Raw genomic sequence first — 26685 nt, 5'->3', positions numbered from 1 at the left:
TTTTGGCACGCTGTTGAGTTCTCAAGGAACGGACGCTTCCTTCGTACTCACCCTCTCGGGCTTTCCTCCGGGCAGTTTCCCTTCGGTTCTTGCTGTCTTGCGTTTCCGACTCTATCAGACCGTTTCCCGATCCGATTTCCTCGGTGCTTTCCAGGTTTCCGCTTTCGCGTTTCCCTTTCCGGCGAGTCCGACTTTATCAGAAGTTCTGAGTCGGAATTTCCGCCCCGCTCGGGTTGGTCCCTGGCACGCAGTTGAGCCGGGTTCCCTCGCTGGCGGAGCCGTAAACGTACTGGAGCGGGGCTCCTCGATGCAAATCGAGGAGCCCCGCTCCGAGTTCACGCCCGCGAGAGGGCCGCCGAGGCACCCTCCGCGGCCGTCAGACCTCCACGACGACCGGGAGGATCATCGGGCGACGGCGGTAGGTGTCCGACACCCATTTGCCCAGCGTGCGGCGGATGAGCTGCTGCATCTGGTGGGGTTCGACCACCCCGTCCTGCGCCGAGCGCTCCAGCACTTCGGTGATCTTCGGGACGACGTCGCTGAAGGCGGAGTCCTCGATGCCCGAGCCCCGGGCCTGGATGTGCGGGCCCCCCGTGATCTTGCCGGTGGACGAGTCCATCACCACGAAGACCGAGATGATGCCCTCGTCTCCGAGGATCCTGCGGTCCTTCAGGGCGGGTTCGCCGACATCGCCGACCGAGAGTCCGTCGACGTACACGTAGCCGGCCTGGACCTTGCCCGAGATCTTTGCCTTGCCCTCAATGAGGTCGACGACGACGCCGTCCTCGGCGATGACGATCCGGTCGTGCGGGACGCCTGTCATCGCGCCCAGTTCAGCGTTGGCCCGTAGGTGGCGCCATTCGCCGTGGACCGGCATCAGGTTGCGCGGCTTGCAGATGTTGTAGAAGTACAGGAGCTCGCCGGCCGAGGCGTGACCTGAGACGTGCACCTTGGCGTTGCCCTTGTGGACGACGTTGGCACCCCAGCGGGTCAGGCCGTTGATCACGCGGTACACCGCGTTCTCGTTGCCCGGAATGAGGGACGAGGCCAGGATCACGGTGTCGCCCTGGACGATGCGGATCTGGTGGTCCCTGTTCGCCATGCGGGACAGCGCGGCCATCGGTTCGCCCTGCGAGCCCGTACAGACCAGCACGATCTGGTGGTCCGGGAGATCGTCGAGGGTCTTGACGTCCACCACCAGGCCCGGCGGGACCTTCAGATAGCCCAGGTCCCGGGCGATGCCCATGTTGCGGACCATGGAGCGGCCGACGAAGGCGACCCTGCGGCCGTACTCGTGTGCCGCGTCCAGGATCTGCTGGATGCGGTGGATGTGGCTGGCGAAGCTGGCGACGATGATCCGCTTGCTGGCGCCCGCGAAGACCTGGCGCAGCACGTTCGAGATGTCACGCTCGGGCGCGACGAAACCCGGAACCTCGGCGTTCGTCGAGTCGGAGAGAAGAAGGTCGATACCCTCCTCGCTCAGCCGCGCGAACGCGTGCAGGTCCGTGAGGCGGCCGTCCAGGGGGAGCTGGTCCATCTTGAAGTCGCCCGTGTGGACGACCATGCCCGCGGGGGTGCGGATGGCCACGGCCAGGGCGTCGGGGATGGAGTGGTTGACGGCGACGAACTCGCAGTCGAACGGGCCGATGCGCTCCCGGTTCCCCTCCGTCACCTCGAGGGTGTAGGGGCGGATGCGGTGCTCCTGGAGCTTGGCCTCGATGAACGCGAGGGTCAGCTTGGAGCCGATCAACGGGATGTCCGGCTTCTCCCGGAGGAGATAGGGGACGGCCCCGATGTGGTCCTCGTGGCCGTGGGTGAGGACGATGCCCTCGATGTCGTCGAGGCGGTCCCTGATGGACGTGAAGTCCGGCAGGATCAGGTCGATTCCGGGCTGCTCCTCCTCCGGGAAGAGCACGCCGCAGTCGACGATCAGTAGGCGACCGCCGTACTCGAAGACGGTCATGTTGCGGCCGATCTCGCCGAGGCCGCCCAGCGGGGTGACCCGCAGGCCGCCCTTCGGGAGCTTCGGCGGAGCGCCGAGTTCAGGATGCGGATGACTCAAAAGACTCTCCTCACCACACGCGCCACGTACCGGCAAGGCACGTGGCGCGCATGACGTTCGTGCAAAAGCAGTTGTTGGATGTGGACTACGGACACGTACGTCCCGCGTATTCAGTTGTGAAGTCTGTTGTCAGAGCTGTACCCCGCCGGCAGCAAGATCGATCTTGAGCTGGGCAATCTCGTCGACCGACAGCTCGACCATGGGTGCGCGCAGCGGTCCGGCGGGCAGGCCCTGGAGGGTGAGCGCGGCCTTGGTGGTCATGACGCCCTGGGTACGGAACATGCCCGTGAAGACCGGGAGGAGCTTCTGGTGGATCTCGGTGGCCTTCTGGACCTCGCCGGAGACGTACGCCTCGACGAGGGTGCGCAGCTCGGGCGTGACGACATGGCCGACGACCGAGACGAAGCCGACAGCGCCCACGGAGAGCAGCGGCAGGTTCAGCATGTCGTCGCCGGAGTACCAGGCGAGGCCTGAACGGGCGATGGCCCAGCTGGCCCGGCCGAGGTCGCCCTTGGCGTCCTTGTTCGCGACGATCCGGGGGTGCTCGGCGAGCCGGACAATCGTCTCGGTACTGATCGGGACGCCGCTGCGGCCGGGGATGTCGTACAGCATGACCGGGAGTTCGGTGGCGTCGGCGATGGCCGTGAAGTGCCGGTACAGGCCCTCCTGCGGGGGCTTGTTGTAGTACGGCGTCACCGTCAGGAGGCCGTGCGCGCCGGTCTTCTCCGCCGCGCGGGCCAGCTCGATGCTGTGGTGGGTGTCGTTGGTTCCGACGCCCGCGATGATGTGGGCTCGCTCGCCGACGGCCTCCAGTACAGCTCGTACGAGATCCGATTTCTCCGCGTCGCTGGTGGTCGGGGACTCGCCGGTGGTGCCGTTGATGACCAGGCCGTCATTGCCTGCGTCCACCAGGTGGGTGGCGAGCCGCTGTGCGCCGTCGAGGTCGAGCGCGCCGTCCGCCGTGAACGGCGTGACCATGGCGGTGAGGACCCGCCCGAAGGGGGTCTGCGGAGTGGAGGTCGGAGCCATGGGTACCACGCTACTCGGTGCCCAGGGCACGGTCTGCCCTAGGGGTGCAGGAAAAATCATGACAAAGATGGAGCCCGGCACTGCCTGCTCGGGGGTTCAAGCAGTGCCGGGTCCGTTTGATCAGGCTAGATGAACCTCCCGAAATACCGCAATACGGACACTTCGCGAGGCCGGTCCGTACATCTGTGCCCGGTGGTGAAACGCGCGTGCGTGTGCCTTACGGCGCCACCCTGCCGTTCGCGTTGAAGGCCGCGTGGGTCAGCGGCATGAGCCTGGCCCACTCCGCCTCCATCTTCTCGCCGACCATCTCGATCTCCCGCTGCGGGAAGGACGGCACCTTCGCCAGCTCGTGCTGGGTGCGCAGGCCGAGGAAGTGCATCAGGGAGCGCGCGTTGCAGGTGGCGTACATCGACGAGAACAGGCCGACCGGGAGGACCGCACGGGCGACCTCACGGGCGACGCCCTGCGCGAGCATCCGCTGGTAGGTCCGGTACGCCTGGCGGTACGAGTCCTCCATGGCGTGCTCCACGAGTTCGTGCTGCTCAGGGGTGCCCTCGACGAACACGTACTTGCCCGGCCGCCCCTGCTGTACGAGCTTGCGCGAGGTGTCCGGCACATAGAAGACGGGCTGCAGCTCCCGGTAGCGGCCCGACTCCTCGTTGTACGACCAGCCCACGCGGTGCCGCATGAACTCGCGGAAGACGAAGATCGGGGCGCTGATGAAGAACGTCATGGAGTTGTGCTCGAACGGGCTGCCGTGCCGGTCTCGCATGAGGTAGTTGATCAGCCCCGTCGAGCGCTCCGGGTCCTTGTTCAACTCTTCCAGGGACTGCTCCCCGACGGTCGACACACGGGCCGCGAACAGCACGTCGGAGTCGGCCGCGCTGTGTTTGACCAGCTCGACGGTCACTTCGCTGCGCAGGTCGATCTTGAACTCGTCGTCGGGGGTGGGGCTCACGGTCTGGAGGGTCCTTCCATCTCGTCACTCGGGCCACGCCACTCTACGACTTCCGCCAAACAGGACGTTCACCACCGTCACAGAAGTAATTCGGTGAAACCGGGCACCATTTGGGGCGCTCGCTCGTCTGTACAAGCAGCAGAGATTCGTTCGATCCTCACGATCCTCAAAGGGAGAAGCACCCCATGTTCCGCCGGCGCGAGCCCGTCCCGTTCGCCTTCATCGCCGAGGCCGACAAGTTCCGCAGCAATGTCGCTCCCCCGCCGCGTCCGCGCGCGTCCGCCGGGGACATAGCCGGGCGCTGGCTTCTGGGGCTCACCGTCGTCGCCGGGCTCGTGGGTTCCCTGGTTCTCGGGATGCCCGCGCTGTCGGTCGACCGGCAGGCCGGGCAGACGCAGCAGTCCGAGGCCGTCGGCAGCCGTTGAGTTCCCGTCGTTCTGCGGCCGAATGGCGTGGTCAGGCCCTCCTCGGACCCCCGAGGCTGGTGACCGGGCAGTCGGCTGTATAACCTCACCGGGCACAGCCCGCCCGTGGAACTGAGTGAGGACCAGCCGTGCCCCTGCCCTTCCTGACGGCCGACCGCGCCTCCGGCGAAGCCGCGGCCGGTCACGCCCTGCCGTTCGACGACCGCGATCGTTGGCGGCGCCCGTACCGGCCCGGCCCGTGGCGGGTGGGTGCGGCGGCGCTTCTGCTGCTGCTCGCCTCGTACGTGCTGTTCGCGGCCGTCATCATCGCCGCCACCGGCGCGTTTTCCGGCGGCGCGGTGTGTCTCGGTATCGCGCTGGCCGTCATCGCCGTCGCGCTGCGACTGCTGCGTACAGGCGTGTGGGTGAGTGCGCACGGGCTGCGCCGGGTGGCGTTCCTCGGTACGCGGACGACGCGCTGGGAGAAGGTCGTCGCCGTACGGACGGTGCAGCAGCCGGTGCGCTGGCTGGGGCTGCCACGCACCGTGCAGGGGCAGGCGCTGCTCCTCGTACGACGGGATCGCGCCGCGGACGATCTGGCGCCCCTGCTGACCACGCACAACGCCGACTTCCTGGGCCGGATGGAGGCGTTCGACCGGGCGGCGGACAGCGTCGAGGCATGGGCTGCGGAGTTCGGGCGGGGTTAGGCAGCAGCGCGGTCGTATCGAGACAGCGACCACCGGAAGCAGCGCAGCATGGTGGGAGGGGGCCGACCCGCGGTTTCGCGGGCCGGCCCCCTCCCAGCATGCTCTGAGAAACGGTGCCGAAGGCCGGTGTTCAGGCCGTCTGGGCCGGTGATTTGCCGGCGTGCAGGGCGATTGCTCGCTGCATCGCCTTGCGGGCCCGTGGGGTGTCGCGGGCGTCGTGGTAGGCGACGGCGAGGCGGAACCAGTTGCGCCAGTCGTCGGGGGCCGACTCCGTCTCGGCCTTGCGCCTGGCGAAGACCTCGTCGGCCGAGTCGCGGTCGACCCGGCCGCTCGGCGTGCGCCGCAACTCGTCGACGGGCAGGCCGCCTTCGGCCTCGAGTTCGGTCGCGAGGCGGTTGGCGTCACGGACGAACTGCGTGTTCTTCCAGAGGAACCACACTCCGATCCCCGGCAGGATCAGGACTGCCACGCCGAAGGTGACGGTCAGGACCGTGCCGGTCTGGATGAGCATGATCCCGCGGCTGCCGACCAGGACGAAGTAGAAGACCAGGACGGCGGCCGTGAGGAGGTAGGAGAGTTTCGCGCGCATGACGTCCCTCAGCCGAGGTCGAGGAAGTGTTCCAGGCCGAAGGTGAGGCCCGGGGTGTCCACTACGCGGCGCGCGCCGAGCAGGATGCCCGGCATGAAGCTGCTGTGATGGAGCGAGTCGTGGCGAACGGTCAGGGTCTCGCCCTCCCCGCCCAGCAGGACCTCCTGGTGGGCCAGGAGCCCGCGCAGTCGTACGGAGTGCACGGGCACCCCGTCGACGTCCGCGCCACGCGCGCCGTCCAGCGCAGTCACCGTGGCGTCCGGTGCCGGAGCGGAGCCCGCCTTGGCGCGGGCCTCGGCGATCAGCTGCGCCGTACGCGAGGCGGTGCCGCTGGGCGCGTCCACCTTGTTCGGGTGGTGCAGCTCGATGACCTCGACGGACTCGAAGTAGGGCGCCGCGATCTGCGCGAACTTCATGGTCAGTACGGCCCCGATGGAGAAGTTGGGCGCGATGAGCACGCCCGTCTCGGGGAACTGGGCCAGCCAGCCGGTGAGCTGCGCGAGGCGTTCGTCGGTCCAGCCGGTGGTGCCGACGACGGCGTGGATGCCGTGGCGCACGCAGAAGTCGAGGTTGCCCATCACCGAGGCGGGGGTGGTCAGCTCGACCGCGACCTGGGCTCCGGTGTCGACGAGCGTCTCCAGCTTGTCGCCCCGGCCGAGGGCGGCGACCAGTTCCATGTCCTCGGCGGCCTCGACCGCCCGTACCGCCTCGGCACCGATACGGCCGTTGGCGCCGAGGACCGCCACGCGCAGCTTGCTCATGTTGTTGCTTCCTTACCGGACGGATACGGGTGTGGAGCGGGTACGGCTGTCAGGCGACGGCCTCGTGCAGGCGCGCCGCCTGCTTGTCCTTGAGCGGGCCGATGACCGCCAGCGACGGACGCTGTCCCAGGATCTCGCGGGCGACCTCACGGACCGCGTCCGGGGTGACCTCGGCGATCCGGGCCAGCATGTCGTCGACGGACATCTGGTCGCCCCAGCACAGTTCGCTCTTGCCGATACGGTTCATCAACGCGCCCGTGTCCTCCAGGCCGAGCACCGTCGAACCGCGCAGCTGGCCGATGGCGCGGCCGATCTCCTCGTCGGAGAGGCCGTGCTCGGCCACGTGGTCGAGTTCGTCGCGGCAGATCTTCAGGACGTCGTGGACCTGCGAGGGCCGGCAGCCCGCGTACACGCCGAAGAGGCCGCAGTCGGCGAACCCGGACGTGTACGAGTACACGCTGTACGCGAGCCCGCGCTTCTCCCGGACCTCCTGGAAGAGGCGGGACGACATGCCGCCGCCCAGGGCCGTGTTGAGTACGCCCAGGGCCCAGCGGCGCTCGTCCGTACGGGCCAGGCCCGGCATGCCGAGGACGACATGGGCCTGCTCCGTCTTGCGGCCGAGCAGTTCGACGCGTCCGGTCGTACGGAGGTTGCGGCGGCCGTCGCGCGGGGCGATGGGCGTGGCGTCGAGCTTCTTGAGGGCGCCCGCCTTCTCGAAGGCCGCGCGGACCTGGCGTACGACCTTGTTGTGGTCGATGTTGCCAGCCGCCGCGACGACGAGGTGGGTCGGGTCGTAGTGCTTCTTGTAGAAGCGGCGGATGCGGTCCGCGGTGAGGGCGTTGACCGTGTCGACCGTGCCGAGGACCGGGCGGCCGAGGGGGGTGTCGCCGAGCATGGTGTGCGCGAACAGGTCGTGCACACAGTCGCCCGGGTCGTCCTCCGTCATCGCGATCTCTTCGAGGATGGCGCCGCGCTCGACGTTGACGTCCTCCTCGAGGATCAGGGAGTCCGTGAGCATGTCGCACACGACGTCGATGGCGAGCGGGAGGTCGGTGTCGAGCACGCGCGCGTAGTAGCACGTGTACTCCTTCGCCGTGAACGCGTTCATCTCGCCGCCGACCGCGTCGATCGCGGAGGAGATGTCCAGCGCCGACCTGCGCGTCGTGCCCTTGAAGAGCAGGTGCTCCAGATAGTGCGTGGCGCCGTTCAGCGACGGCGTCTCGTCGCGGGAGCCGACGTGGGCCCAGATGCCGAAGGTCGCGGAGCGGACCGACGGCAGGGTCTCGGTGACGATGCGCAGGCCACCCGGAAGAGTGGTCTTACGGACGGTGCCGATGCCGTTGGTGCCCTTGATCAGGGTTTGCGTACGGGCAACGGCCCGCGCCTCCGAAGAGGTGCGGGCCGTCGCCGTGGAGCTGCTCGACGTCACTGGGCGGTGTCGTCCTTCTTCTCCTCGTCGCCTTCACCCTCGATGACCGGGATGAGCGACAGCTTGCCGCGGGAGTCGATCTCGGCGATCTCGACCTGGACCTTGGAGCCCACCGCGACGACGTCCTCGACGTTCTCCACGCGCTTGCCACCGGCGAGCTTGCGGATCTGCGAGATGTGCAGCAGACCGTCCTTGCCCGGGAGCAGCGACACGAACGCGCCGAAGGTGGTCGTCTTCACGACCGTACCCAGGTAGCGCTCGCCGACCTCCGGCATGGTCGGGTTGGCGATCGAGTTGATCGTCGCGCGGGCCGCCTCGGCCTGCGAGCCGACCTGGGCACCGATGTAGATGGTGCCGTCGTCCTCGATCGTGATCTCGGCGCCGGTGTCCTCCTGGATCTGGTTGATCATCTTGCCCTTGGGGCCGATGACCTCACCGATCTTGTCCACGGGGATCTTGACGGTGATGATCCGCGGGGCGTTCGGGGACATCTCGTCCGGCGTGTCGATCGCTTCCATCATCACGTCGAGGATGTGGAGGCGGGCGTCACGGGCCTGCTTGAGAGCGGCGGCCAGGACGGAGGCGGGGATGCCGTCCAGCTTGGTGTCGAGCTGGAGGGCGGTCACGAACTCCTTGGTGCCGGCGACCTTGAAGTCCATGTCGCCGAAGGCGTCCTCCGCACCGAGGATGTCGGTGAGGGCGACGTAGTGCGTCTCGCCCTTGATCTCCTGGGAGATCAGGCCCATGGCGATACCGGCGACGGGGGCCTTCAGCGGCACACCGGCGTTCAGCAGCGACATGGTGGAGGCGCAGACCGAGCCCATGGACGTCGAACCGTTGGAGCCGAGGGCCTCGGACACCTGACGGATCGCGTAGGGGAACTCCTCGCGCGTCGGCAGGACCGGCACGATCGCGCGCTCGGCGAGCGCGCCGTGGCCGATCTCGCGGCGCTTCGGGGAGCCGACGCGGCCGGTCTCGCCGACGGAGTACGGCGGGAAGTTGTAGTTGTGCATGTAGCGCTTGCGCGTCACCGGGGAGAGGGTGTCGAGCTGCTGCTCCATCCGGAGCATGTTGAGGGTGGTGACGCCCAGGATCTGGGTCTCGCCACGCTCGAACAGCGCCGAACCGTGCACGCGCGGGATGGCCTCGACCTCGGCGGCGAGCGTACGGATGTCCGTGACGCCGCGGCCGTCGATGCGGACCTTGTCCTTGATGACGCGCTCACGGACCAGGGACTTGGTCAGCGAGCGGTAGGCCGCGCTGATCTCCTTCTCGCGGCCCTCGAACTGCGGGAGCAGCTTCTCGGCGGCGAGACCCTTGACGCGGTCCAGCTCGGCCTCGCGGTCCTGCTTGCCCGCGATGGTGAGCGCCTGGGAGAGCTCGTCCTTGACGGCGGCGGTGAGCGCCTCCAGGACGTCGTCCTGGTAGTCGAGGAAGACCGGGAACTCGCCGGTGGGCTTGGCAGCCTTCGAGGCGAGGTCGGCCTGGGCCTTGCAGAGGACCTTGATGAAGGGCTTCGCGGCGTCCAGACCGGCGGCGACGACCTCCTCGGTCGGCGCCTCGGCGCCGCCCGCGACCAGCTGGATGGTCTTCTCGGTGGCCTCGGCCTCGACCATCATGATCGCGACGTCGCCGTCCTCCAGGACGCGACCGGCGACGACCATGTCGAAGACGGCGTCCTCGAGCTCGGTGTGCGTCGGGAACGCGACCCACTGGCCGTTGATCAGCGCGACGCGGACGCCGCCGATCGGGCCGGAGAAGGGCAGACCGGCCAGCTGCGTCGACGCGGACGCGGCGTTGATCGCCACGACGTCGTACAGGTGGTCGGGGTTGAGCGCCATGATCGTGGCGACGACCTGGATCTCGTTGCGCAGGCCCTTCTTGAAGGACGGGCGCAGCGGGCGGTCGATGAGGCGGCAGGTGAGGATCGCGTCCTCGGAGGGCCGGCCTTCGCGACGGAAGAAGGAACCGGGGATCTTCCCGGCCGCGTACTGGCGCTCCTCGACGTCCACCGTGAGGGGGAAGAAGTCGAGCTGGTCCTTGGGGTTCTTGGAGGCGGTGGTGGCCGACAGCACCATGGTGTCGTCGTCCAGGTAGGCCACGGCGGAGCCGGCGGCCTGGCGGGCCAGACGGCCCGTCTCGAAGCGGATGGTGCGGGTGCCGAAGGAACCGTTGTCGATAACGGCCTCGGCGTAGTGGGTCTCGTTCTCCACTAGCGTTTTCTCCGATACTTTTTCGTCTTTTGTCCCGTCCTGCCCGTGTGGCAGAGGGACATGGGGTCGGAGAAGCGCGCCTTCTGGTTGCGGGCCGGTCTTCGATCGAAGCACCCGGGAGTCGGTTCCCGGGGGCCACTACCGAGGACCGGCGGCGGCGAGGTGCACTTCTCCGCGTGTGTGTCCTGTTGTGTCCTGCGTATTGCGTTGTGCTACCACACTACAAAGAGGTGGTGACACTCCGCACGTACAGCAAAGGGAGCGGCCCCCTAAAAGTGGGAACCGCTCCCTCCACGGCGTGTTACTTGGCGCCCGCCGCACCGCGGCGGATGCCGAGGCGGTCGACCAGCGCACGGAAGCGCTGGATGTCCTTCTTCGCCAGGTACTGGAGAAGGCGGCGACGCTGACCGACGAGGATCAGCAGGCCACGACGGGAGTGGTGGTCGTGCTTGTGCGTCTTGAGGTGCTCGGTCAGGTCCGAGATACGGCGCGAGAGCATCGCGACCTGGACCTCGGGGGAGCCGGTGTCGCCCTCCTTGGTACCGAACTCACTGATGAGCTGCTTCTTCACTGCGGCGTCGAGCGACACGTGTACTCCTCGTAAAGTCTTTGTAGAGCCACCGAGTGCCCCTGGTCCACAACTCAGGGGAGCTTCCGTTACTCGAGAGGCGGGGATCCGCTGCGCGCTGCCTCCGGAGTGCTGACTCCAGGGGTGCGTACACAAACGGCCGTCGACCAGGATAGCAGCAGGCAGCGGCTGCCCTTACCGCGGTATGCAAACAGCCCGGGTGGGCCGCGCTCGGCCACTAGGGTGAGAGCACAGATCGTAGTTGTCGTATCACATACGTCGGGAAGGGGTCGCTTCGCCATGGCGGAGGCACAGGGCGCACCGGGCTCACAGGATGAGGACGTCAAGGCGCGCAAGGAGCGGGAGCGTGACGAGCTCTACTCCCTCGACATCTCGGGCGTCGAGTGGCACGGGGCCCCCGGCACGGAGGAGCACGAGGAGCGGGTCGAGATCGCCTACCTCCCCGACGGGGCGGTGGCCATGCGGTCCTCGCTCGACCACGACACCGTTCTCCGTTACACGGAGGCGGAGTGGACGGCGTTCGTGCTGGGGGCCCGTGACGGGGAGTTCGATCTGGAACCGACAGAGGTGAACGGCGGGCTCGCGGCGGCCGAGGCCGCGCCTTCCGGCTCGCATACGGATTCGGGTGGGGATGTGGAGTAGTCGCTCAGCGGTTTTGAGTGATGTTTCAAGGGGTGGGGCCGGTGCGGTGTATCGGCCCCGCCCCTCTTTTCTTGCCGTTTTTCGCGAGGGGACTTGTCAGAGGGGCCGCCTACTATGCATGTGAGGTTGGGGAACCGGTGGGGCGGATGTAGTGCCGGTCCTGTCAACTCTCTTGCCATGGCGGGCGGTTCGAGAGCGACTGGATTCGGTTCCGGTCAGGCTGTGACGTATTGGACGGCCACTGAGGGGCGGACGGGCCTGCCGGGGCGGGGGTCATGGTGATTAGGCTGGGTGGAGTACCGGGGGGAGAGCCGGACAGATCGGACGACCTCCACCGCCCGACGCCGGACGATGTGGACACAACCCACGGGAAAGCCGGCTGCGGACGAGACGAATACAGACGAGAAATGGTCGGCCAGCACAACAAGAGGGTGCTCGACCACACCAGGAGGAATTGTGAACAGCGATCCGGACGGGATCCGCGGGGGCTGGGCCACACCCGGCGATGACCAGTCCGACGCGGAGTCCGCCAGCGAGATGACGGGCGAGTTCACCATCGATTACGCGACGCCTGCCTGGTACACGCAGAACGCGTCGGGGGGGTCGGGGGCGTCGGGGGACGAGACGAGTGCGGAATCTGACGTCGAGTCGGACGTCGAATCGGACGCAGGGTCACCCGGAGACGCGGATGCGGATGCAGGTACCGGTGCGGACGCGCCGTCGAGTGCGGGTGTGGGTGCGGAGGGTTCCGTCCCCGGTGCTGCGCCTGCTTCTTCCGTTCCTTCTGACCCCGGTCCCGTGAGTCCTGTCGGGGTGCCCCGGCTGCCGGTGAGTGGTGGGTTCCAGCCTGCGGTGCCGCAGTCGGCGGCTCCGGGCGGTCCCGCGAGCCCCACGGCTGTCCCCAGCTTTCCCGTGGGCGGATTCCAGGCCCAGTGGACCCCTCCGGCTCCGCCGACGGACGCGGTGGGAGACGGTGACCTGGAGAGCGGCTCGACGATGCGCATCACCCCTGCCGCCGCGCAGCCCGATGCCGAGCCGGTACTCGTGACCGACGACGCCGACGACTCCGGCGAGTCCAGTGACGACTCCGCCGAGGTGGACGTCGAGGCCGAGGCTGTCGCAGTCGCGGCGAGTGTCCCGGAGTCCATGGGAGACGTGGTCGCGCCCTCCGCTGAAGCTGAGGTGGACGAGGGTGCGGAGGGTACGGACGCCGGAGACGCGAGCGGCGCCGTTCCCGAACACCGGGTGGAAGAGCCCCAGGATGAGGACGTCACCGATGCCTCCGTACCGCCGCAGGCGGTCGAGCTCGAGGACGCGGAGACCGACGACGCCGAGGATGCCGAGCGCGTCGACGTGGAGCCTGAGGAAGCTGTAGCCGCCGAACCGGTGGTCGCCGAAACCGAAGCCGAGGTCGTCGAGCCCGAGGACGCCGAGGCCGACACTGCCTCCGAGTCCCAGGACGCGCTGCCTGTGGCGGACGCGGAGGATGACGTACGGAACTCCGCGCCGGCCGCGCCCGCGCGGGACTCGGTGCCCAGTGCACCGCTCAACCTGCCCCCGCTGCCGGAGGGCGCGCCCGGGACGGTGCCGCCCTCGTGGGCGCCCCCGTCAACCACTCAGCGCGGCCTGCCGCCCCTGCCTCCGTCGTTCCAGCCGGCCGCTCCCGTTCCGGCGGGACAGTGGCCCGCACAGCCGAACCCCCAGCCGCCGGCCCAGCCGGAAGCAGCGCCCGTTCAGCCCCAGGCCGCGTCGACCGCCCCGGCACCGGGCCAGCAGCCTCAGCCTCCCGCCGTGCCTGGCCTGCAGCCGCCCGTACCGTCGGCGCAGCCCCCCTTCCAGCCGCAGGCCCCGCAGCCCGCGCCCGCCGCCTGGAACGCTCCCCCGCCGCCACCGGCTTCTGCCACCCCGCAGACGGGGTACGGCTTCCCGCCCCCGCACCCGGCCGCGCAGTCCCCGGCGCCTGGCGCACCGCCCGCCGGCTACGGCTTCCCCCCGCAGGCGGCTCCGGACCCCAACGCCCAGGCGGGGTACGGCTTCCCGCCCCCGGGCAGCCGGCCGCAGGCCCCGAACCTCCAGGGCAGCAGCTACGGCTTCCCTCCGCCGAACACGCCCGCCGCCGGCCCGACCGGCGCCAACGCCCAGGCGGGGTACGGCTTCCCGCCCCCCGGCGCACCGGCCCCCACCCCTCAGAGCGGCCCCCATCTGCCCGCCCCGGGAGCGCCCGCCTCTAACCCTGCGGGCCCGAACCCCCAGGGCCAGCTCGGCGTCGCACCCGCCCCTACCCCGCAGGGCGGCTACGGCTTCCCTCACCCCGGAGCGCCCACCCCGGCCCCGGCAGGTCCCAACGCACAAGGCGATCCCAGCACACCGGCCCCCGCCCCAAACCCCCAGGGCGGCTACGGCTTCCCCCACCCGGGAACGCCCACCCCGAACCCGGCAAGTCCCACCGCACAAGGCGATCCCAGCACACCGGCCCCCGCCCCAAACCCCCAGGGCGGCTACGGCTTCCCCCACCCGGGAACGCCCACCCCGAACCCGGCAGGCCTCAACGCCCAAGCCGAGCCCGGCATCCCGACTCCTGGCGTCCCAGCCTCCATCCCAAACCCCGAGGGCGGCTACGGCTACCCCCAGCCGGGAGTGCCTGCCCCGGCCCCGGCAAGCCCCAACACCCAAGCCGGATACGGATTCCCGCCCCCAGGCGCACCAGCGCCGTCACCCGCACCCACACCCTCCGGCCCCCAGAGCGGCCACAGCCTCCCCCAACCGGGAGTGCCGGCCGCCGGCCCAGCGGGCCCCAACCCCCAGGGCGAGCCCAGCATTTCGCCCGCAGGTGCGCCAACCCCCGCCCCGAACCCCCAGGGCGGCTACGGCTTCCCCCACCCGGGAGCACCCACCCCGAACCCGGCGGGGCCCGACGCCCAGGCCGGACACAGCGTCCCGACCCCAGGTGCACCTGCCCCGGGCACCCCCGCCCCGGGAGCCTCCCCCGCCGGGTCGCCCTCGGCAGCGCCGGCCGACAGCACGGGCCCCCGTCCCGAAGGTGACTACGGCTTCCCCCGCCCCGGAGTGCCCACACCGAACCCGGCAGCCCCCAACACCCAAGCCGGGTACGGGTTCCCGCCGCCCGGCGCGCCCATGCCTCCGCACCCCCAGAGCGGTCACAGCCTGCCCCAGCCGGGAGCGCCCATCCCGAACCCGTCAGGCCCCAACGCCCAAGCGGGGTACGGATTCCCGCCGCCCCCCGGCGCGCCAGCGACCGCACCCGCGGCCCCCAACCCCCAGAGCAACCCCAACCTGCCCCACCCGGGTGCACCCGCCCCGGACCCGGCAGGCCCCAACCCCCACGCCGGATACGGCTTCCCGCCCCCCGGCGCCATCGCCCCGGCCGGCCCTGGCTCCCCCCAGTCCGACGGTCAACCCCCGGCTCCCGCTACCCCGGGCGGCTCCACTCCCCCGGATTCGGCCCCCAACTCCGTGCCCCCGAGCCCCGCAACCGCACCCGCACCCGCACCCGCACCGAGCGGGCCGCCCGTCCCCGGGCCCGGTCCTCAGGGCGGGTACGGGTTTCCGCCGCCCGCCGGATCGCCTGCTCCCCCGCCGCCCGGCTACGGCTTCCCGCACCCGGGGCAGCCGGTGGTCCCCGGGGTGCCCGGTGGGTACGGGTTCCCCTTCCCGCAGGCGGCCGCGCAGCAGGCGCCGCCGCAGCCTCCGGTGCCGCAGCAGGCCGATGAGGCTCAGCCGCAGGCCGGGCCTCAGACGCCGCCGCCTGTTTCGGGGCAGGCCGTCCCCCCGTCGCCTCCGCAGCCGTACGGCCGGCCCGAGCCGGAGGGTATGCCCGGGCATCCCGCCGGGCCGCAGCCGCCCGTGGACCCGCGTACCGGGGCCGCCTGGCCGCAGCCGATACAGCACGACCAGCGCCAGATGACCAACCCCGGTGCCGCACCGCTCGGTTACACCGCGGCCGTCGAGCTGTCCTCCGACCGGCTGCTCAACAACAAGAAGCAGAAGGCGAAGAGCGGCCGGCCCGCAGCCGCGCCCTCCCGGTTCAAGATCGGCGGGAAGAAGGAGGAGGCCGAGCGGCAGCGCAAGCTCGAGCTGATCCGCACGCCGGTGCTGTCCTGCTATCGCATCGCCGTGATCAGTCTCAAGGGCGGCGTCGGCAAGACGACCACGACCACCGCGCTCGGCTCGACCCTGGCCACCGAGCGGCAGGACAAGATCCTCGCCATCGACGCCAACCCGGACGCCGGTACGCTCGGCCGCCGTGTGCGGCGCGAGACCGGGGCCACCATCCGTGACCTCGTCCAGGCAATCCCGTACCTCAACTCGTACATGGACATCCGGCGGTTCACCTCCCAGGCGCCGTCCGGGCTGGAGATCATCGCCAACGACGTCGACCCGGCCGTCTCCACCGCCTTCAACGACGAGGACTACCGGCGCGCGATCGACGTCCTGGGCAAGCAGTACCCGGTCATCCTGACCGACTCCGGTACCGGCCTGCTCTACAGCGCCATGCGGGGCGTCCTCGACCTCGCCGATCAGCTGATCATCATCTCGACACCGTCCGTGGACGGTGCCAGCAGCGCCAGTACGACACTGGACTGGCTGTCCGCGCACGGGTACGCGGATCTGGTCTCACGGTCCATCACCGTCATCTCTGGTGTGCGCGAGACCGGCAAGATGATCAAGGTGGAGGACATCGTCTCCCACTTCGAGACGCGCTGCCGTGGTGTCATCACGGTTCCCTTCGACGAACACCTCGCCGCCGGTGCCGAGGTCGACCTCGACATGATGCGGCCCAAGGTCCGCGAGGCCTACTTCAACCTCGCCGCCATGGTCGCCGAGGACTTCGTACGGCATCAGCAGATGCACGGGCTGTGGACGTCCGACGGCAATCCGCCGCCGGTCGCGGCCCCGCCGATGCCGGGACACCAGCAGCACATTCCGGGGCAGCCGGTTCAGGGGCAGCCGTATCCGGCGGCACCCCCGACTCCGGGGCAGGGCCACCAGTACCCGCCTCCGCCCGGCCAGCCCGGGCAGTACCCGCCTCCGCCCGGCCAGCCCGGGCAGTACCCGCCGCCCCAGCCCGGTCAGCCGTACCCTCCGCAGCAGCCCTACGGCTACCCGCCGCAGCCCGGGCAGCCCTTCCAGCCGCCCCAGCAGCAGCCTCCGCAGCCGGGTCACCCGCAGCAGGGGTGAACGAAGAAGGCGGCCGGTGCCCTCGGGCACCGGCCGCCTTCTCTTGTAGTACCTACCTACTACCCGCCTCAGCGTTATTCCGCCGCCGCGATCAGCTCACGGCACTTCTTCACGTCCTCCGACATCTGCACGAGCAGCGCGTCCAGGGAGTCGAACTTGGCCTGGCCGCGCACGAACTCCAGGAAGTCGACGGCGACGTGCAGACCGTACAGATCGAGGCCCACCCGGTCGATCGCGTACGCCTCCACCGTCCGCTCCGTGCCGTCGAACTGCGGGTTCGTGCCGACGGAGATCGCGGCCGGCATGGCCTCGCCGTCCGCGTGCAGCCAGCCCGCGTACACACCGTCGGTCGGAATCGCGGTGTGCGGCAGCGTCTCGACGTTGGCCGTGGGGAAGCCGAGTTCACGGCCTCGCTGGGCGCCCCGGACCACGACGCCCTCCACGCGGTGCGGGCGGCCGAGGATCTCGCGCGCGCCGCCGAGGTCGCCCTCGCCGACGAGGCGCCGGGTGAGCGTGGACGAGAACGGCTCGCCGCCACCCGCCTCGCCCGACACGAACAGGTCGACGACCTCGACCTCGAAGTCGTAGGTGCGGCCGAGTTCCGCCAGGAACTCCACGTTGCCGGCCGCCTTGTGGCCGAAACGGAAGTTCGGGCCCTCTACGACCGCCCGGGCGTGCAACTTGTCGACCAGGACCTTGACGACGAAGTCGGCCGGGGAGAGCTTCGAGAACTCCTTGGTGAACGGGAGGATCAGGACGGCGTCGACCCCCAGTTCGGCCATCAGTTCGGCGCGACGGTGGTGCGGGGCCAGCAGCGGCGGGTGGCTGCCGGGGCGCAGGACCTCGCTGGGGTGCGGGTCGAAGGTGACGACGACCGAGGGAATGCCCAGCTCACGAGCGCGGTCCACCGCGTGCCGGACGATCAGCTGGTGTCCGCGGTGGACTCCGTCGTAGGAGCCGATGGTGACGACGCTGCGTCCCCAGGCCTCGGGGATGTCCTCCAAGCCACGCCAGCGCTGCACTGTGACCGCTCCTCGTCGAACCCGTGTCCGTGTCTGCCTCTTACTCAGGCCTTCTCACGCAGGCCTTCTCACGCAGGTCTAAGGGTGCCATGCCGAGCGCGCCCCGCCCGCATCGGCATGGAGGCTGTGACAGGGCGCACGCGACCGATTGTCGACTGTCGCCTCGAATGTCGCCCCGGAGCGGGCCTCGGAACCTGGTCCGGAGCATGATCCGGGCGGAAACCAGGGGAAAATCAGGCGGGAATCAGACGGGAATCAGGCGTGGCTGTGCGAGGACCAGGCGGGGACCCGGACACCCGCCAGGTTCTCGATCATGCGGCGGGTGCTGGGGCCGACCACCGCGGCCCATTCCCCCGGGGTCTCGGTCAGCCAGCCCGCCACCAGCACCGCGAACCCGGGTACTCGTCTGCTCAGCTCGACCAGGAGGCAGTCGAAACGCGTCGCGCCGTCCGGCGTGCGGACGAGCAGCAGCCCGCAGCGGTGCACCAGCCCGCGGGTGCGCGGCTCGCCGTGGCGGTGCGCGCCCTCCACGGTCGCCCGGAGCAGCGCGGTCAGGACGGTGGGGTCGTGCTCCTTGACGAGGAGGGCTTCGAGGAGTTCTTGCCGCAGGGGGTGTGAGGCGGGCGTCCCGGGCGCGGCGAGCACGGTCGCCAGGGCCGCGCGCACCGATGCCGGGCCGCCGTCGAGGAGGCCGATGACGAGGGGGAGGAGTACGGGCCGGACGGCGGGCCCCTGACCCAGGCGCCGGTCGACGTACTCGGCCATGTGCCCGGCGGTCTCCGGCCGGCGCTCCACCACCTCCCGTACGAGGGCGGCGACCCGGCGGGCCAGGGCCGGGGTCGTGAGGTCGGCGAGGGTGTGCAGGGCGTCGTCGGCCGCCGGCCCGAGCAGTCTGGTCCGGAACGCGTCGAGGACCGGTTCCGGGTGGGTCGCGAGGGCCGCACCCAGGGCGCTCGGCGGGAGGTGCGGGTCACCGGACGTGAAGTGCCGCAAGGCCTGCGGGAGATGACGGTCGCGGGTGTGTGGATCACGGACGAGGAGCGCGAGCGCACCGTCGTGCAGCGTGCAGTCGGCCGGGCGGGCGAGCAGCGCGAGGGCCGCGTAGCGCAGGAGGTCGCGGTCGGCCTCGGTGCGCGCATGGGGTGCGGCGCGCGGTGCGTACGCCATCGCCGCGCCCCGCCGGGCCGGCCGCTCGTCGTGCGCCCATCGGTCCACGGCCCGGCAGAGGGCGGACGGCTCCTCCTCGGCGAGCACGGCGAGAAGTTCGTCCCCGCGCCGGTGCCCGCTGGCGACGAGCACCTCGGTCAGGTCGTCCAGCGCCCGGTGGCGGTGGGTGTGCAGCAGCGCCTGTGCGGCGGTCGCCACGGTCGCGTCCGGCATCGCGGGCAGCGGACGGTCGTCGTCGAACCAACACGCGAGAAGCGGCTGTACGGCGGTGGGGTCGGCGGCGAGCAGGTCGGCCACGGCGTCCAGGTAGCGGGGCCGGTCGGACCGGTCCGGAGGGTCGTCGCCGGCGACCAGTCGGCGCAGGAGGTCGACGCGGGTGGCTTCGGGGAGCGGGAGGGCGGTCCAGAAGGAGGGACCCCACTCCGGAGGCACCGGCCGGTTCTGTCGGCGGCAGCCCACGATGTGGTCGGCGAGGAGACGCAGGACATGGGTGTACGGGGTCGCGTCGGGGACGTTGCGGAGTACGTCGGTCAGGAGATGGACGGCCCACCAGGTGGCGGCCGTGGCGCGGGGCGCGGACCCGGGGTTCAGGGCCTGCACCAACTCCCTGAGCCGGTGCGCCAGTTCGGGGGCGCCGTGCTGGCGGGCGAGCAGCAGCAGTGCCTGGACGACCGGCCCGATGCGGTGGTGCGGTACGGGGACGGGTGCCGTGTCCTTGCCGTTGTCCGGGCGGCGCCGGTGGACCAGGGCGTGCAGTGCCTCGTCCAGGTCCAGGTGCGTGCCCTGGATCCAGTCGGCGAGTTCCTCGTGGGCGAAGCGGTAGCCGGTCCCGGCGGGGACGAGGAGGCCCTCGGTGAGGACGGCGGAGGCCCAGCCCGTGCCGCCGCCGAGGCGGGCCGGGGCGGGGCCCCAGGGGAACACGGACTCGAAGGACGCGCGGTCCAACTCGCCCTGACCGGGGCCCAGGCTGCGACGGGCGGCCTCATGGACCTGGCCGGACACCCTGGCGGCGAGGCGGCGTACCGACGTGCCACGCAGGCCGTTCTCGACGGCGAGGCGGACGGCGATGCGCAGGCACATCAGGTCGAGGTAGGCGGTGAAGACGGTGTGCCGGTCGAGCCGGGGGGTGCGGGCGTCGGGGGCTTCGGGGAGCGCGGGCAGGGCGGCGCGGACTTCGGAGAGGAGACGGAGGGTGAGGGGGTGGCGGGCGTCCTGGGGCATCAGGGCGGACGGAGGGATGGCGTAGCGGACTTGGGCCTGCCGCGCCTCGGCTTCGGTGAGGTCGGTGAGGAGGAGGTGGTGCGGAGGATGGGGCTGAGGGTGGGACTCGGGTGGGGGATGGGACGGGGATTCGGGTTGGGGCGCGCGTTCGGATACACCCGCCGTCTGTTCCCAGTACTCCGGGCGGCAGGCCATCACCATGCGGGCGTTCGTCTCGTGGAGCCAGTCCTGCGTCGCGTTTGTCCAGTCCTTGGCACGGTGGGCCAGGAGCGGCGGCATCTCCTCCGGGCCGTCGAGGAGGAGCAGAAGGGGGCGGCCGGTCAGGTGGGCGAGGCGGGCCAAGCGTTCCGGGGTGATGTCGCCGAGGTCGGTGCCGTACGCACCCGACGCGGCCACGATCCGGGCCGCCCGGTCCAGTGCGCGGCGGGCCGCGTCCGCCACCGAGGTGTCGTCGTCGCGCAGGTCGGCGCCGCGCAGCCACAGGGTGGGGGCCGGTTCCGTGTCCCGGTGACGGCGGCCGGCGAGGGCCGCGAGTTCCGTCGTACGGCCGCTGCCCGGGGCCCCGACCAGGCCGAGGAGGACGGCCGGGGTCACGCGTTCGACGGTGAAGGCCTTCAACTCGCGGGCCAGTTCCGCCCGTTCGACCGGCTCGACCGCTCCCGCGTCCACACCGGCCGACGTACGCCCCCTGAAGCCCGCCAGCGCGCCCGGCGGTCCGTCCGAGCCCACCGAGGTGGCCGTGAGTTCCAGGACGCCGGCGAGATTCAGGTCGGCGCCGTAGGCGGGCACCGTCGCCGCGTTGCGGGCGAGGAGCTCGGTGAGTGGTCCGAGCCCGTCCGCCTGCCGGTCGCGTAGCGGGAGTGCGAAACCGGCCGCGCGGTGTCCGGCCGGTTCTCCCGGCGCTGCCGTCGGCTGCGGTGACAGGGCTGTGCCCAGAACGCCCAGCACCGCTCCCGTCGTACGGTCGAGCACCGGTCCCCCGGCCGCGCCGCCGCCCAGTCGCAGTGCGTCACTGCCCGCTGTGCCGATCGCCAACTCGAGGGCGTCGGAGAGGAGATGGAAGCGGACCGTGGCCGTATACCTGACGTCGGTGGTGCCGAGCACGCGCGCCTCGCGCCAGCCGCCCGCCATGATCCGTACATACGTGCCGGTCGCGACCCGGTCCCGTACGGAGACGGGGAGCGGGTCCACCCGCAGGCCCTCGGTGTGTACGAGGGCCAGGCCGAGCGCCGGAAGAGGGGTCACCGCGTCCGCCGTCGACACCGCACACGTACGGTCGGCGGCGCTGTGCAGGACCAGCCGGGCCAGGCCGTCGACTGCCTCGTGGCTGGTGATCAGAGTGCCGTGGTGGTCGGCCAGGAAGCCCATGCCGCGTGGGCGTCCAGCCAGGTCACACACCCGTACGAGCGAATCGTCGGCAGCCTCCGCGCCGGCTTCGCCGTCCCTCGCCCTGGGCGCACCGGCCGACGGCCGACGGCCGCCCCCGGCGCGCGGGCCCCGTCCCGTCATCGTCGACCTCCCCGCCGAACACGCGAGCCTGCGTACGCACGCGTCTACGTCGACGGTAGGCAATCGATGATCAGCAGGACAGGGCGTGCGGCGAACGCGCCCCCTTCCGCCCCCTCGGTTCACTCCGAGCGCCTGCCCGGACGGGTGAATGAATCCTGAGGGGTGGATACACCTCTGGGTGGGGGAACCGAGGGGGAACCGTGGAGCGGCGGGAACGTGTCCCCGTGATCGCCGCTCCACGGCGCGGCAGCGGCAGGCTCAGACGAAGACCGCGAGGCTCTTCGCCTTGCCCTTCTCCTCCTCCACCAGGGCGAGAAACCGCCCGGCGGGATCGAACACGGCGACGGCGCCCACGCCCGCGTACTCCTCGGGCATCTCCAGCCGTACACCGTTCGTCAGCAGCCGTGCCCGGCGCTCGTCCACGTTCCAGCGTGGGAACGCGGCCGTGGCCGCCTCGCCGATCGGCATCACCGTCAGTTCCTGCTGCAACTGGTCGAGCGTTCGTGCCCCGTCCAGCTTGTACGGGCCGACCCGCGTCCGGCGCAGCGCGGTGAGGTGACCGCCGACCCCGAGGTCGGCGCCCAGGTCCCGGGCCAGTGCGCGGATGTACGTACCGGAGGAGCACACCACCGACACGACCAGGTCGAGTACGGGGGTGCCATCGGCCGCGACCGCTTCCCGGACGTCGTACACCGCGAAGGACGAGACGGTGACCGGGCGGGCCGGGATCTCGAACTCCTCGCCCTCGCGGGCACGTTTGTAGGAGCGCACGCCGTTGATCTTGATGGCGCTGACCTTGGACGGCACCTGCATGATGCGGCCGGTCAGCTTGGCGACGCCTGCGTCGATGCCCTCGCGGGTGACCGCGGAGGCGTCGGTGGAGGAGGTGATCTCCCCCTCGGCGTCGTCGGTGAGCGTGTTCTGGCCGAGGCGGACGGTGCCCAGGTACTCCTTCTCGGTCAGCGCCAGATGGCCGAGGAGCTTGGTCGCCCGCTCCACCCCGAGGACGAGCACGCCCGTGGCCATGGGGTCGAGGGTGCCGGCGTGTCCGACGCGGCGGGTCCTGGCGATCCCGCGCATCTTGGCGACGACGTCGTGCGAAGTGAAGCCCGACGGCTTGTCGACAATGACAAGCCCGTCGGGCGTCCTGGTGTTCTTCTGCGTCATTCGGCGGTGTCGTCCTCGTCGTCCGGCTTCTTGTACGGGTCCGCGTCACCGGCGAACGCGGCGCCCGCGGACGCCTGGCGCACCTGTGCGTCGGAGGCACGGGCCTTGTCGAGGAGGTCCTCGATGTTCTTGGCCGTGTCCGGGAGGGCGTCCGCGACGAAGGTCAGGGTCGGCGTGAACTTCACACCTGCGGCCTGGCCGACCGCGGAGCGCAGAACGCCCTTGGCGCTCTCCAGACCGGCGGCCGCGGCCGCGCGCTCCTCCTCGCCCCCGTACACCGTGTAGAAGACGGTCGCCTCCCGAAGGTCCCCGGTGACCCGGGTGTCCGTGATGGTGACCTGGGTGCCGAGCCGCGGGTCCTTGATCCCGCGCAGCAGCTTCTGGGCCACCACCTCTCGGATGAGGTCAGCCAACCTCTTCGCCCGCGCGTTGTCGGCCACTGGTCCGTCTCCCGTTCTTTCTGTTCTGCGTTTCTGGTCGTTCGTGCGTGCTGGTCACCGGCGCTAGTCGTCGTCGCCGTGGAGGCGCCGTCGTACGGACAGCAGTTCCACTTCGGGGCGGGCGGCGACCAGTCGCTCGCAGTGGTCCAGCACATCGGTGATGTGCCCCGTGTCCGCTGCCACCACCGCCAGGCCGATGCCGGCTCTGCGGTGCAGGTCCAGGTGCTCGACCTCGGCCGCGCTCACCGCGTACTTGCGCTGGAGTTCGGCGACGATCGGGCGGACGACGGAGCGCTTCTCCTTCAGCGAGCGTACGTCGCCGAGCAGGAGGTCGAAGGACAGAGTCCCCACGTACATGTGTGTATCCGGATGACCCGCCGGTGCGGGATCGATGGCCCCGCCGACGGTGTGGGCGGGGACTTCGAGAACGGTACAGCGAATGGGCCGGTGGCTCGACGGGATTGTTCCTCGCCCCCGCCGCCCCTACCCGTCCCATCCCTGGGGGCTGTGCCCCCAGACCCCCTTTCGCGCTGAACGCGCTCGTCCTCAAACGCCGGACGGGCTGGGTAATCAGCCCGTCCGGCGTTTGAGGACAAGGTCCGTTCAGCCCCAGCTGGCCGACGGGGACCTCACCCTGCCGGCCAGCTGGACTGCACGCACTACCTACCGCTTAGCCGCGCGGCTTCTCGCGCATCTCGTAGGTCGCGATGACGTCGTCGACCTTGATGTCGTTGAAGTTGCCGAGGTTGATACCGCCCTCGAACCCTTCGCGGATCTCGGTGACGTCGTCCTTGAAGCGACGCAGACCGGAGATGGTGAGGCTCTCCGCGATGACCTTGCCATCGCGCAGCAACCGCGCCTTGGTGTTGCGCTTGACCTCGCCGGAGCGGACCAGCACACCGGCGATGTTGCCCAGCTTGGACGAGCGGAAGACCTCGCGGATCTCCGCCGTACCGAGCTCGACCTCTTCGTACTCCGGCTTGAGCATGCCCTTGAGGGCCGCCTCGATCTCCTCGATGGCCTGGTAGATCACCGAGTAGTAGCGGACGTCGACGCCCTCGCGCTCCGCCATCTGCGCCGCGCGGCCCGCAGCGCGGACGTTGAAGCCGATGACGATGGCGTCGGAGCCGGTCGCCAGGTCGATGTCCGACTCGGTGACCGCACCCACACCGCGGTGCAGGACGCGGATGTCGACCTCGTCGCCGACGTCGAGCTGGAGCAGCGAGGACTCGAGAGCCTCCACCGAACCGGACGCGTCGCCCTTGATGATGAGGTTGAGTTCCTGCACCAGACCGGCCTTGAGGGCCTCGTCCAGGTTCTCCAGGGAGAACCGGACACCCCGGCGGGCGAAGTTGGCGTTGCGCTCGCGCGCCGCCCGCTTCTCGGCGATCTGACGCGCCGTACGGTCCTCGTCGACGACCAGGAAGTTGTCGCCGGCGCCCGGGACGTTGGTGAGACCCAACACCAGGACGGGGGTCGACGGAGTCGCTTCCTCGACGTTGTTGCCGTTGTCGTCGAGCATGGCCCGGACTCGGCCGTACGCGTCGCCGACCACCATCGTGTCGCCGATGCGCAGCGTGCCGCGCTGGACCAGGACCGTCGAGACGGCACCGCGGCCACGGTCGAGGTGGGACTCGATCGCAATACCCTGCGCGTCCTGCTCCGGGTTGGCCCGCAGGTCGAGCGAGGCGTCCGCGGTGAGGACCACGGCCTCCAGGAGGGCGTCGATGTTGAGGCCCTGCTTGGCGGAGATGTCGACGAACATCGTGTCGCCGCCGTACTCCTCGGCCACCAGACCGAACTCGGTGAGCTGACCGCGCACCTTGGTCGGGTCGGCACCCTCGACGTCGATCTTGTTGACCGCGACCACGATCGGCACGTCGGCCGCCTTGGCGTGGTTCAACGCCTCGATCGTCTGGGGCATCACACCGTCGTTGGCCGCCACCACGAGGATCGCGATGTCGGTCGACTTGGCACCACGGGCACGCATGGCGGTGAACGCCTCGTGACCCGGGGTGTCGATGAAGGTGATCTTGCGCTCTTCGTCGTTGACCTGGGTCGTGACCTGGTACGCACCGATGTGCTGCGTGATACCGCCGGCCTCGCCCGCGACGACGTTCGTCTTGCGGATGGTGTCGAGGAGGCGGGTCTTACCGTGGTCGACGTGACCCATGACGGTCACGACCGGCGGACGCGCGACGAGGAACTCCTCGCCACCCTCGTCCTCGCCGAACTCGATGTCGAAGGACTCGAGCAGCTCGCGGTCCTCCTCCTCCGGGCTGACGATCTCGAGGACGAAGTTCATCTCGTCCGCGAGGAGCCTCAGCGTCTCGTCGGAGACGGACTGCGTGGCGGTGACCATCTCGCCGAGGTTCATCATCACGCCGACGAGCGACGCCGGGTTGGCGCCGATCTTCTCGGCGAAGTCGGTCAGGGAAGCACCACGCGACAGGCGGACGGACTGTCCGTTGCCGCGAGGCAGCATGACGCCGCCGACCGACGGGGCCTGCATGGCCTCGTACTCCTGGCGCCTCTGCCGCTTCGACTTGCGACCACGACGCGCGGGACCGCCGGGACGACCGAAGGCGCCCTGCGTGCCACCACGGCCACCCGGACCACCGGGACGACCGCCGAAGCCGGGACGACCGCCGCCGCCACCACCGGGACCACCGGGACGGCCGGCGAAGCCGCCGCCACCGCCACCACCGGGACCGGCCGGACGACCGGCGAAGCCGCCACCGCCGCCACCGGGACGACCGGCGAAGCCGCCGCCGCCACCGGGACGACCGCCGCCACCGCCGGGACCACCCGGACGACCGCCGCCGCCACCGGGACCGCGGCCACCGGGGCCACCACCGGGACGGGGGCTGCCCGCAGCGGGACGCTGCGGCATCATGCCGGGGTTGGGACGGTTACCGCCGGGGCCGCCACCGGGACGCGGAGCGCCACCGGGACCACCCTGCGGACGAGGCATGCCACCCGGGGTCGGACGCGCGCCACCGGGACCGCCCTGCGGACGGGGAGCACCCTGGCCGCCGCCGGCACCCTGCGGACGCGGACCGCCGGCGCTGGGAGCGCCACCGGGGCCACCCTGGCCGCCCGGACGCGGAGCGCCCTGCGGACGGGGCGACTGGGGACGCGCCATGCCGGTGGAACCACCGGACGTGAAGGGGTTGTTGCCCGGACGCGGACCCGCGGGACGGGCACCGCCGGGACGCGGGGCGGCCTGGCCACCCGGACGCGGGGCGCCCGGACGCTCGGCACGGCCCTGACCGCGGTCCTGACCCTGACCCTGGCCCTGGCCACGGTCCTGGCCGGGACCCGAGGGACGGGCGCCGGGACGCGGGGCACCGGGACGGGCACCGCTGCTGGGACGCGGCGCCTGTGCGGCGGCCGGAGTGACCGGAGCCGACGGCGGAGCGGTGAACTCCGGCGTGGTCGGCGCCGCGGGGGCCGGCCTCGGCGCGGGACGGGGACCCGGCGTCGGACGCGAGCCCTGGGGGGCAGGCGTGACGGGGGTGACCGGCGCGCTCGGTGCGGCGGGCGCCGCGGGGCGCTCGGCCGCGGCGGGCTTGGG

At 70.8% G+C, this 26685-nt stretch carries 18 protein-coding genes and 1 pseudogene; 5 read left to right on the top strand and 14 right to left on the bottom strand.

Annotated features, from left to right (window positions below; all coding sequences use genetic code 11):
• Nucleotides 1-376: 376 nt before the first annotated feature.
• The 3 genes from PV396_RS44330 to thyX all read right to left on the bottom strand — a co-directional run bounded on the left by PV396_RS44330 (nt 377) and on the right by thyX (nt 4049).
• Complete coding sequence (locus tag PV396_RS44330) at nt 377-2062, bottom strand: ribonuclease J (RefSeq protein WP_319214061.1); 1686 nt, start codon at nt 2060-2062, stop codon at nt 377-379.
• A gap of 129 nt (nt 2063-2191) precedes the next feature.
• On the bottom strand, nt 2192-3091 hold the full coding sequence (gene dapA, locus PV396_RS44325) for a 4-hydroxy-tetrahydrodipicolinate synthase (protein WP_319214060.1): 900 nt from the start codon (nt 3089-3091) through the stop codon (nt 2192-2194).
• Between the two features lie 217 nt (nt 3092-3308).
• Nucleotides 3309-4049, bottom strand: coding sequence for an FAD-dependent thymidylate synthase (gene thyX / locus PV396_RS44320; protein ID WP_319214059.1), 741 nt, complete (start codon nt 4047-4049; stop codon nt 3309-3311).
• A 185-nt stretch (nt 4050-4234) separates the two neighbouring features.
• On the opposite strand from thyX, the gene PV396_RS44315 reads away from it, so the two are divergent.
• Nucleotides 4235-4474 carry a hypothetical protein gene (locus PV396_RS44315; RefSeq protein WP_319214058.1) on the top strand — a complete coding sequence of 80 codons (240 nt, stop codon included), beginning with the start codon at nt 4235-4237 and terminating at the stop codon, nt 4472-4474.
• 128 nt (nt 4475-4602) lie between these two features.
• Nucleotides 4603-5160: a hypothetical protein gene (locus PV396_RS44310; protein ID WP_319214057.1), complete on the top strand. Its 558-nt coding sequence runs from the start codon at nt 4603-4605 to the stop codon at nt 5158-5160.
• A 130-nt stretch (nt 5161-5290) separates the two neighbouring features.
• Here PV396_RS44310 and PV396_RS44305 read toward each other — a convergent pair whose 3' ends face one another.
• The 5 genes from PV396_RS44305 to rpsO form a co-directional block, all read right to left on the bottom strand.
• Nucleotides 5291-5749, bottom strand: a complete 459-nt coding sequence (locus tag PV396_RS44305) for a hypothetical protein (protein ID WP_319214056.1) — start codon at nt 5747-5749, stop codon at nt 5291-5293.
• A gap of 8 nt (nt 5750-5757) precedes the next feature.
• Nucleotides 5758-6510, bottom strand: a complete 753-nt coding sequence (dapB, locus tag PV396_RS44300) for a 4-hydroxy-tetrahydrodipicolinate reductase (protein WP_319214055.1) — start codon at nt 6508-6510, stop codon at nt 5758-5760.
• A 49-nt stretch (nt 6511-6559) separates the two neighbouring features.
• On the bottom strand, nt 6560-7939 hold the full coding sequence (locus PV396_RS44295; protein WP_319214054.1) for a pitrilysin family protein: 1380 nt from the start codon (nt 7937-7939) through the stop codon (nt 6560-6562).
• Nucleotides 7936-10152, bottom strand: a complete 2217-nt coding sequence (locus tag PV396_RS44290) for a polyribonucleotide nucleotidyltransferase (RefSeq protein ID WP_319214053.1) — start codon at nt 10150-10152, stop codon at nt 7936-7938. The genes PV396_RS44295 and PV396_RS44290 overlap by 4 nt, the downstream gene beginning before the upstream one ends.
• Before the next feature lie 301 nt (nt 10153-10453).
• Complete coding sequence (gene rpsO, locus PV396_RS44285) at nt 10454-10741, bottom strand: 30S ribosomal protein S15 (protein ID WP_189149835.1); 288 nt, start codon at nt 10739-10741, stop codon at nt 10454-10456.
• 279 nt (nt 10742-11020) lie between these two features.
• Between rpsO and PV396_RS44280 the strand changes: the two genes are divergently transcribed.
• From PV396_RS44280 to PV396_RS44275, 3 genes and pseudogenes are all read left to right on the top strand, one after another.
• Nucleotides 11021-11383 (top strand): DUF397 domain-containing protein, encoded by a 363-nt coding sequence (locus PV396_RS44280; RefSeq protein WP_319214052.1) that lies wholly within the window; start codon nt 11021-11023, stop codon nt 11381-11383.
• Between the two features lie 351 nt (nt 11384-11734).
• A pseudogene (locus PV396_RS45320) lies at nt 11735-11920 on the top strand (hypothetical protein); the annotation flags it as partial.
• Between the two features lie 2031 nt (nt 11921-13951).
• Nucleotides 13952-16582: an AAA family ATPase gene (locus tag PV396_RS44275; RefSeq protein WP_416071589.1), complete on the top strand. Its 2631-nt coding sequence runs from the start codon at nt 13952-13954 to the stop codon at nt 16580-16582.
• A 74-nt stretch (nt 16583-16656) separates the two neighbouring features.
• Here the strand turns inward: PV396_RS44275 and PV396_RS44270 are convergent, their stop codons facing one another.
• From PV396_RS44270 to infB, 6 genes are all read right to left on the bottom strand, one after another.
• Nucleotides 16657-17604, bottom strand: a complete 948-nt coding sequence (locus PV396_RS44270; RefSeq protein WP_319214051.1) for a bifunctional riboflavin kinase/FAD synthetase — start codon at nt 17602-17604, stop codon at nt 16657-16659.
• Nucleotides 17605-17859: 255 nt separating this feature from the next.
• On the bottom strand, nt 17860-21501 hold the full coding sequence (locus PV396_RS44265) for a serine protease (protein WP_319214050.1): 3642 nt from the start codon (nt 21499-21501) through the stop codon (nt 17860-17862).
• A 258-nt stretch (nt 21502-21759) separates the two neighbouring features.
• Nucleotides 21760-22668, bottom strand: coding sequence for a tRNA pseudouridine(55) synthase TruB (gene truB / locus PV396_RS44260; RefSeq protein WP_319214049.1), 909 nt, complete (start codon nt 22666-22668; stop codon nt 21760-21762).
• Nucleotides 22665-23108, bottom strand: a complete 444-nt coding sequence (gene rbfA, locus PV396_RS44255) for a 30S ribosome-binding factor RbfA (protein ID WP_319214048.1) — start codon at nt 23106-23108, stop codon at nt 22665-22667. Before rbfA ends, truB begins: the two co-directional genes overlap by 4 nt.
• Nucleotides 23109-23171: 63 nt before the next feature.
• Nucleotides 23172-23465 (bottom strand): DUF503 domain-containing protein, encoded by a 294-nt coding sequence (locus PV396_RS44250; protein ID WP_319214047.1) that lies wholly within the window; start codon nt 23463-23465, stop codon nt 23172-23174.
• A 313-nt stretch (nt 23466-23778) separates the two neighbouring features.
• The coding region (gene infB, locus PV396_RS44245) for a translation initiation factor IF-2 (RefSeq protein ID WP_319214046.1) at nt 23779-26685 on the bottom strand (2907 nt) is incomplete at its 5' end.

Origin of the sequence: Streptomyces sp. ME02-8801-2C, from assembly GCF_033793965.1 — a bacterium.
In the GTDB taxonomy this organism is placed as follows: Bacteria; Actinomycetota; Actinomycetes; order Streptomycetales; family Streptomycetaceae; genus Streptomyces.
Note: the sequence above shows the minus strand (reverse complement) of the source record. Positions and strands in the feature narration are given on the sequence as shown.

Bases quoted from the DNA above. Each gene is read 5' to 3' on its own strand.
- dapA (WP_319214060.1), bottom strand. From the start codon at position 3,091: ATGGCTCCGACCTCCACTCCGCAGACCCCCTTCGGGCGGGTCCTCACC.
- PV396_RS44315 (WP_319214058.1), top strand. From the start codon at position 4,235: ATGTTCCGCCGGCGCGAGCCCGTCCCGTTCGCCTTCATCGCCGAGGCC.
- PV396_RS44305 (WP_319214056.1), bottom strand. From the start codon at position 5,749: ATGCGCGCGAAACTCTCCTACCTCCTCACGGCCGCCGTCCTGGTCTTC.
- dapB (WP_319214055.1), bottom strand. From the start codon at position 6,510: ATGAGCAAGCTGCGCGTGGCGGTCCTCGGCGCCAACGGCCGTATCGGT.
- PV396_RS44280 (WP_319214052.1), top strand. From the start codon at position 11,021: ATGGCGGAGGCACAGGGCGCACCGGGCTCACAGGATGAGGACGTCAAG.
- PV396_RS44265 (WP_319214050.1), bottom strand. From the start codon at position 21,501: ATGACGGGACGGGGCCCGCGCGCCGGGGGCGGCCGTCGGCCGTCGGCC.
- truB (WP_319214049.1), bottom strand. From the start codon at position 22,668: ATGACGCAGAAGAACACCAGGACGCCCGACGGGCTTGTCATTGTCGAC.
- PV396_RS44250 (WP_319214047.1), bottom strand. From the start codon at position 23,465: ATGTACGTGGGGACTCTGTCCTTCGACCTCCTGCTCGGCGACGTACGC.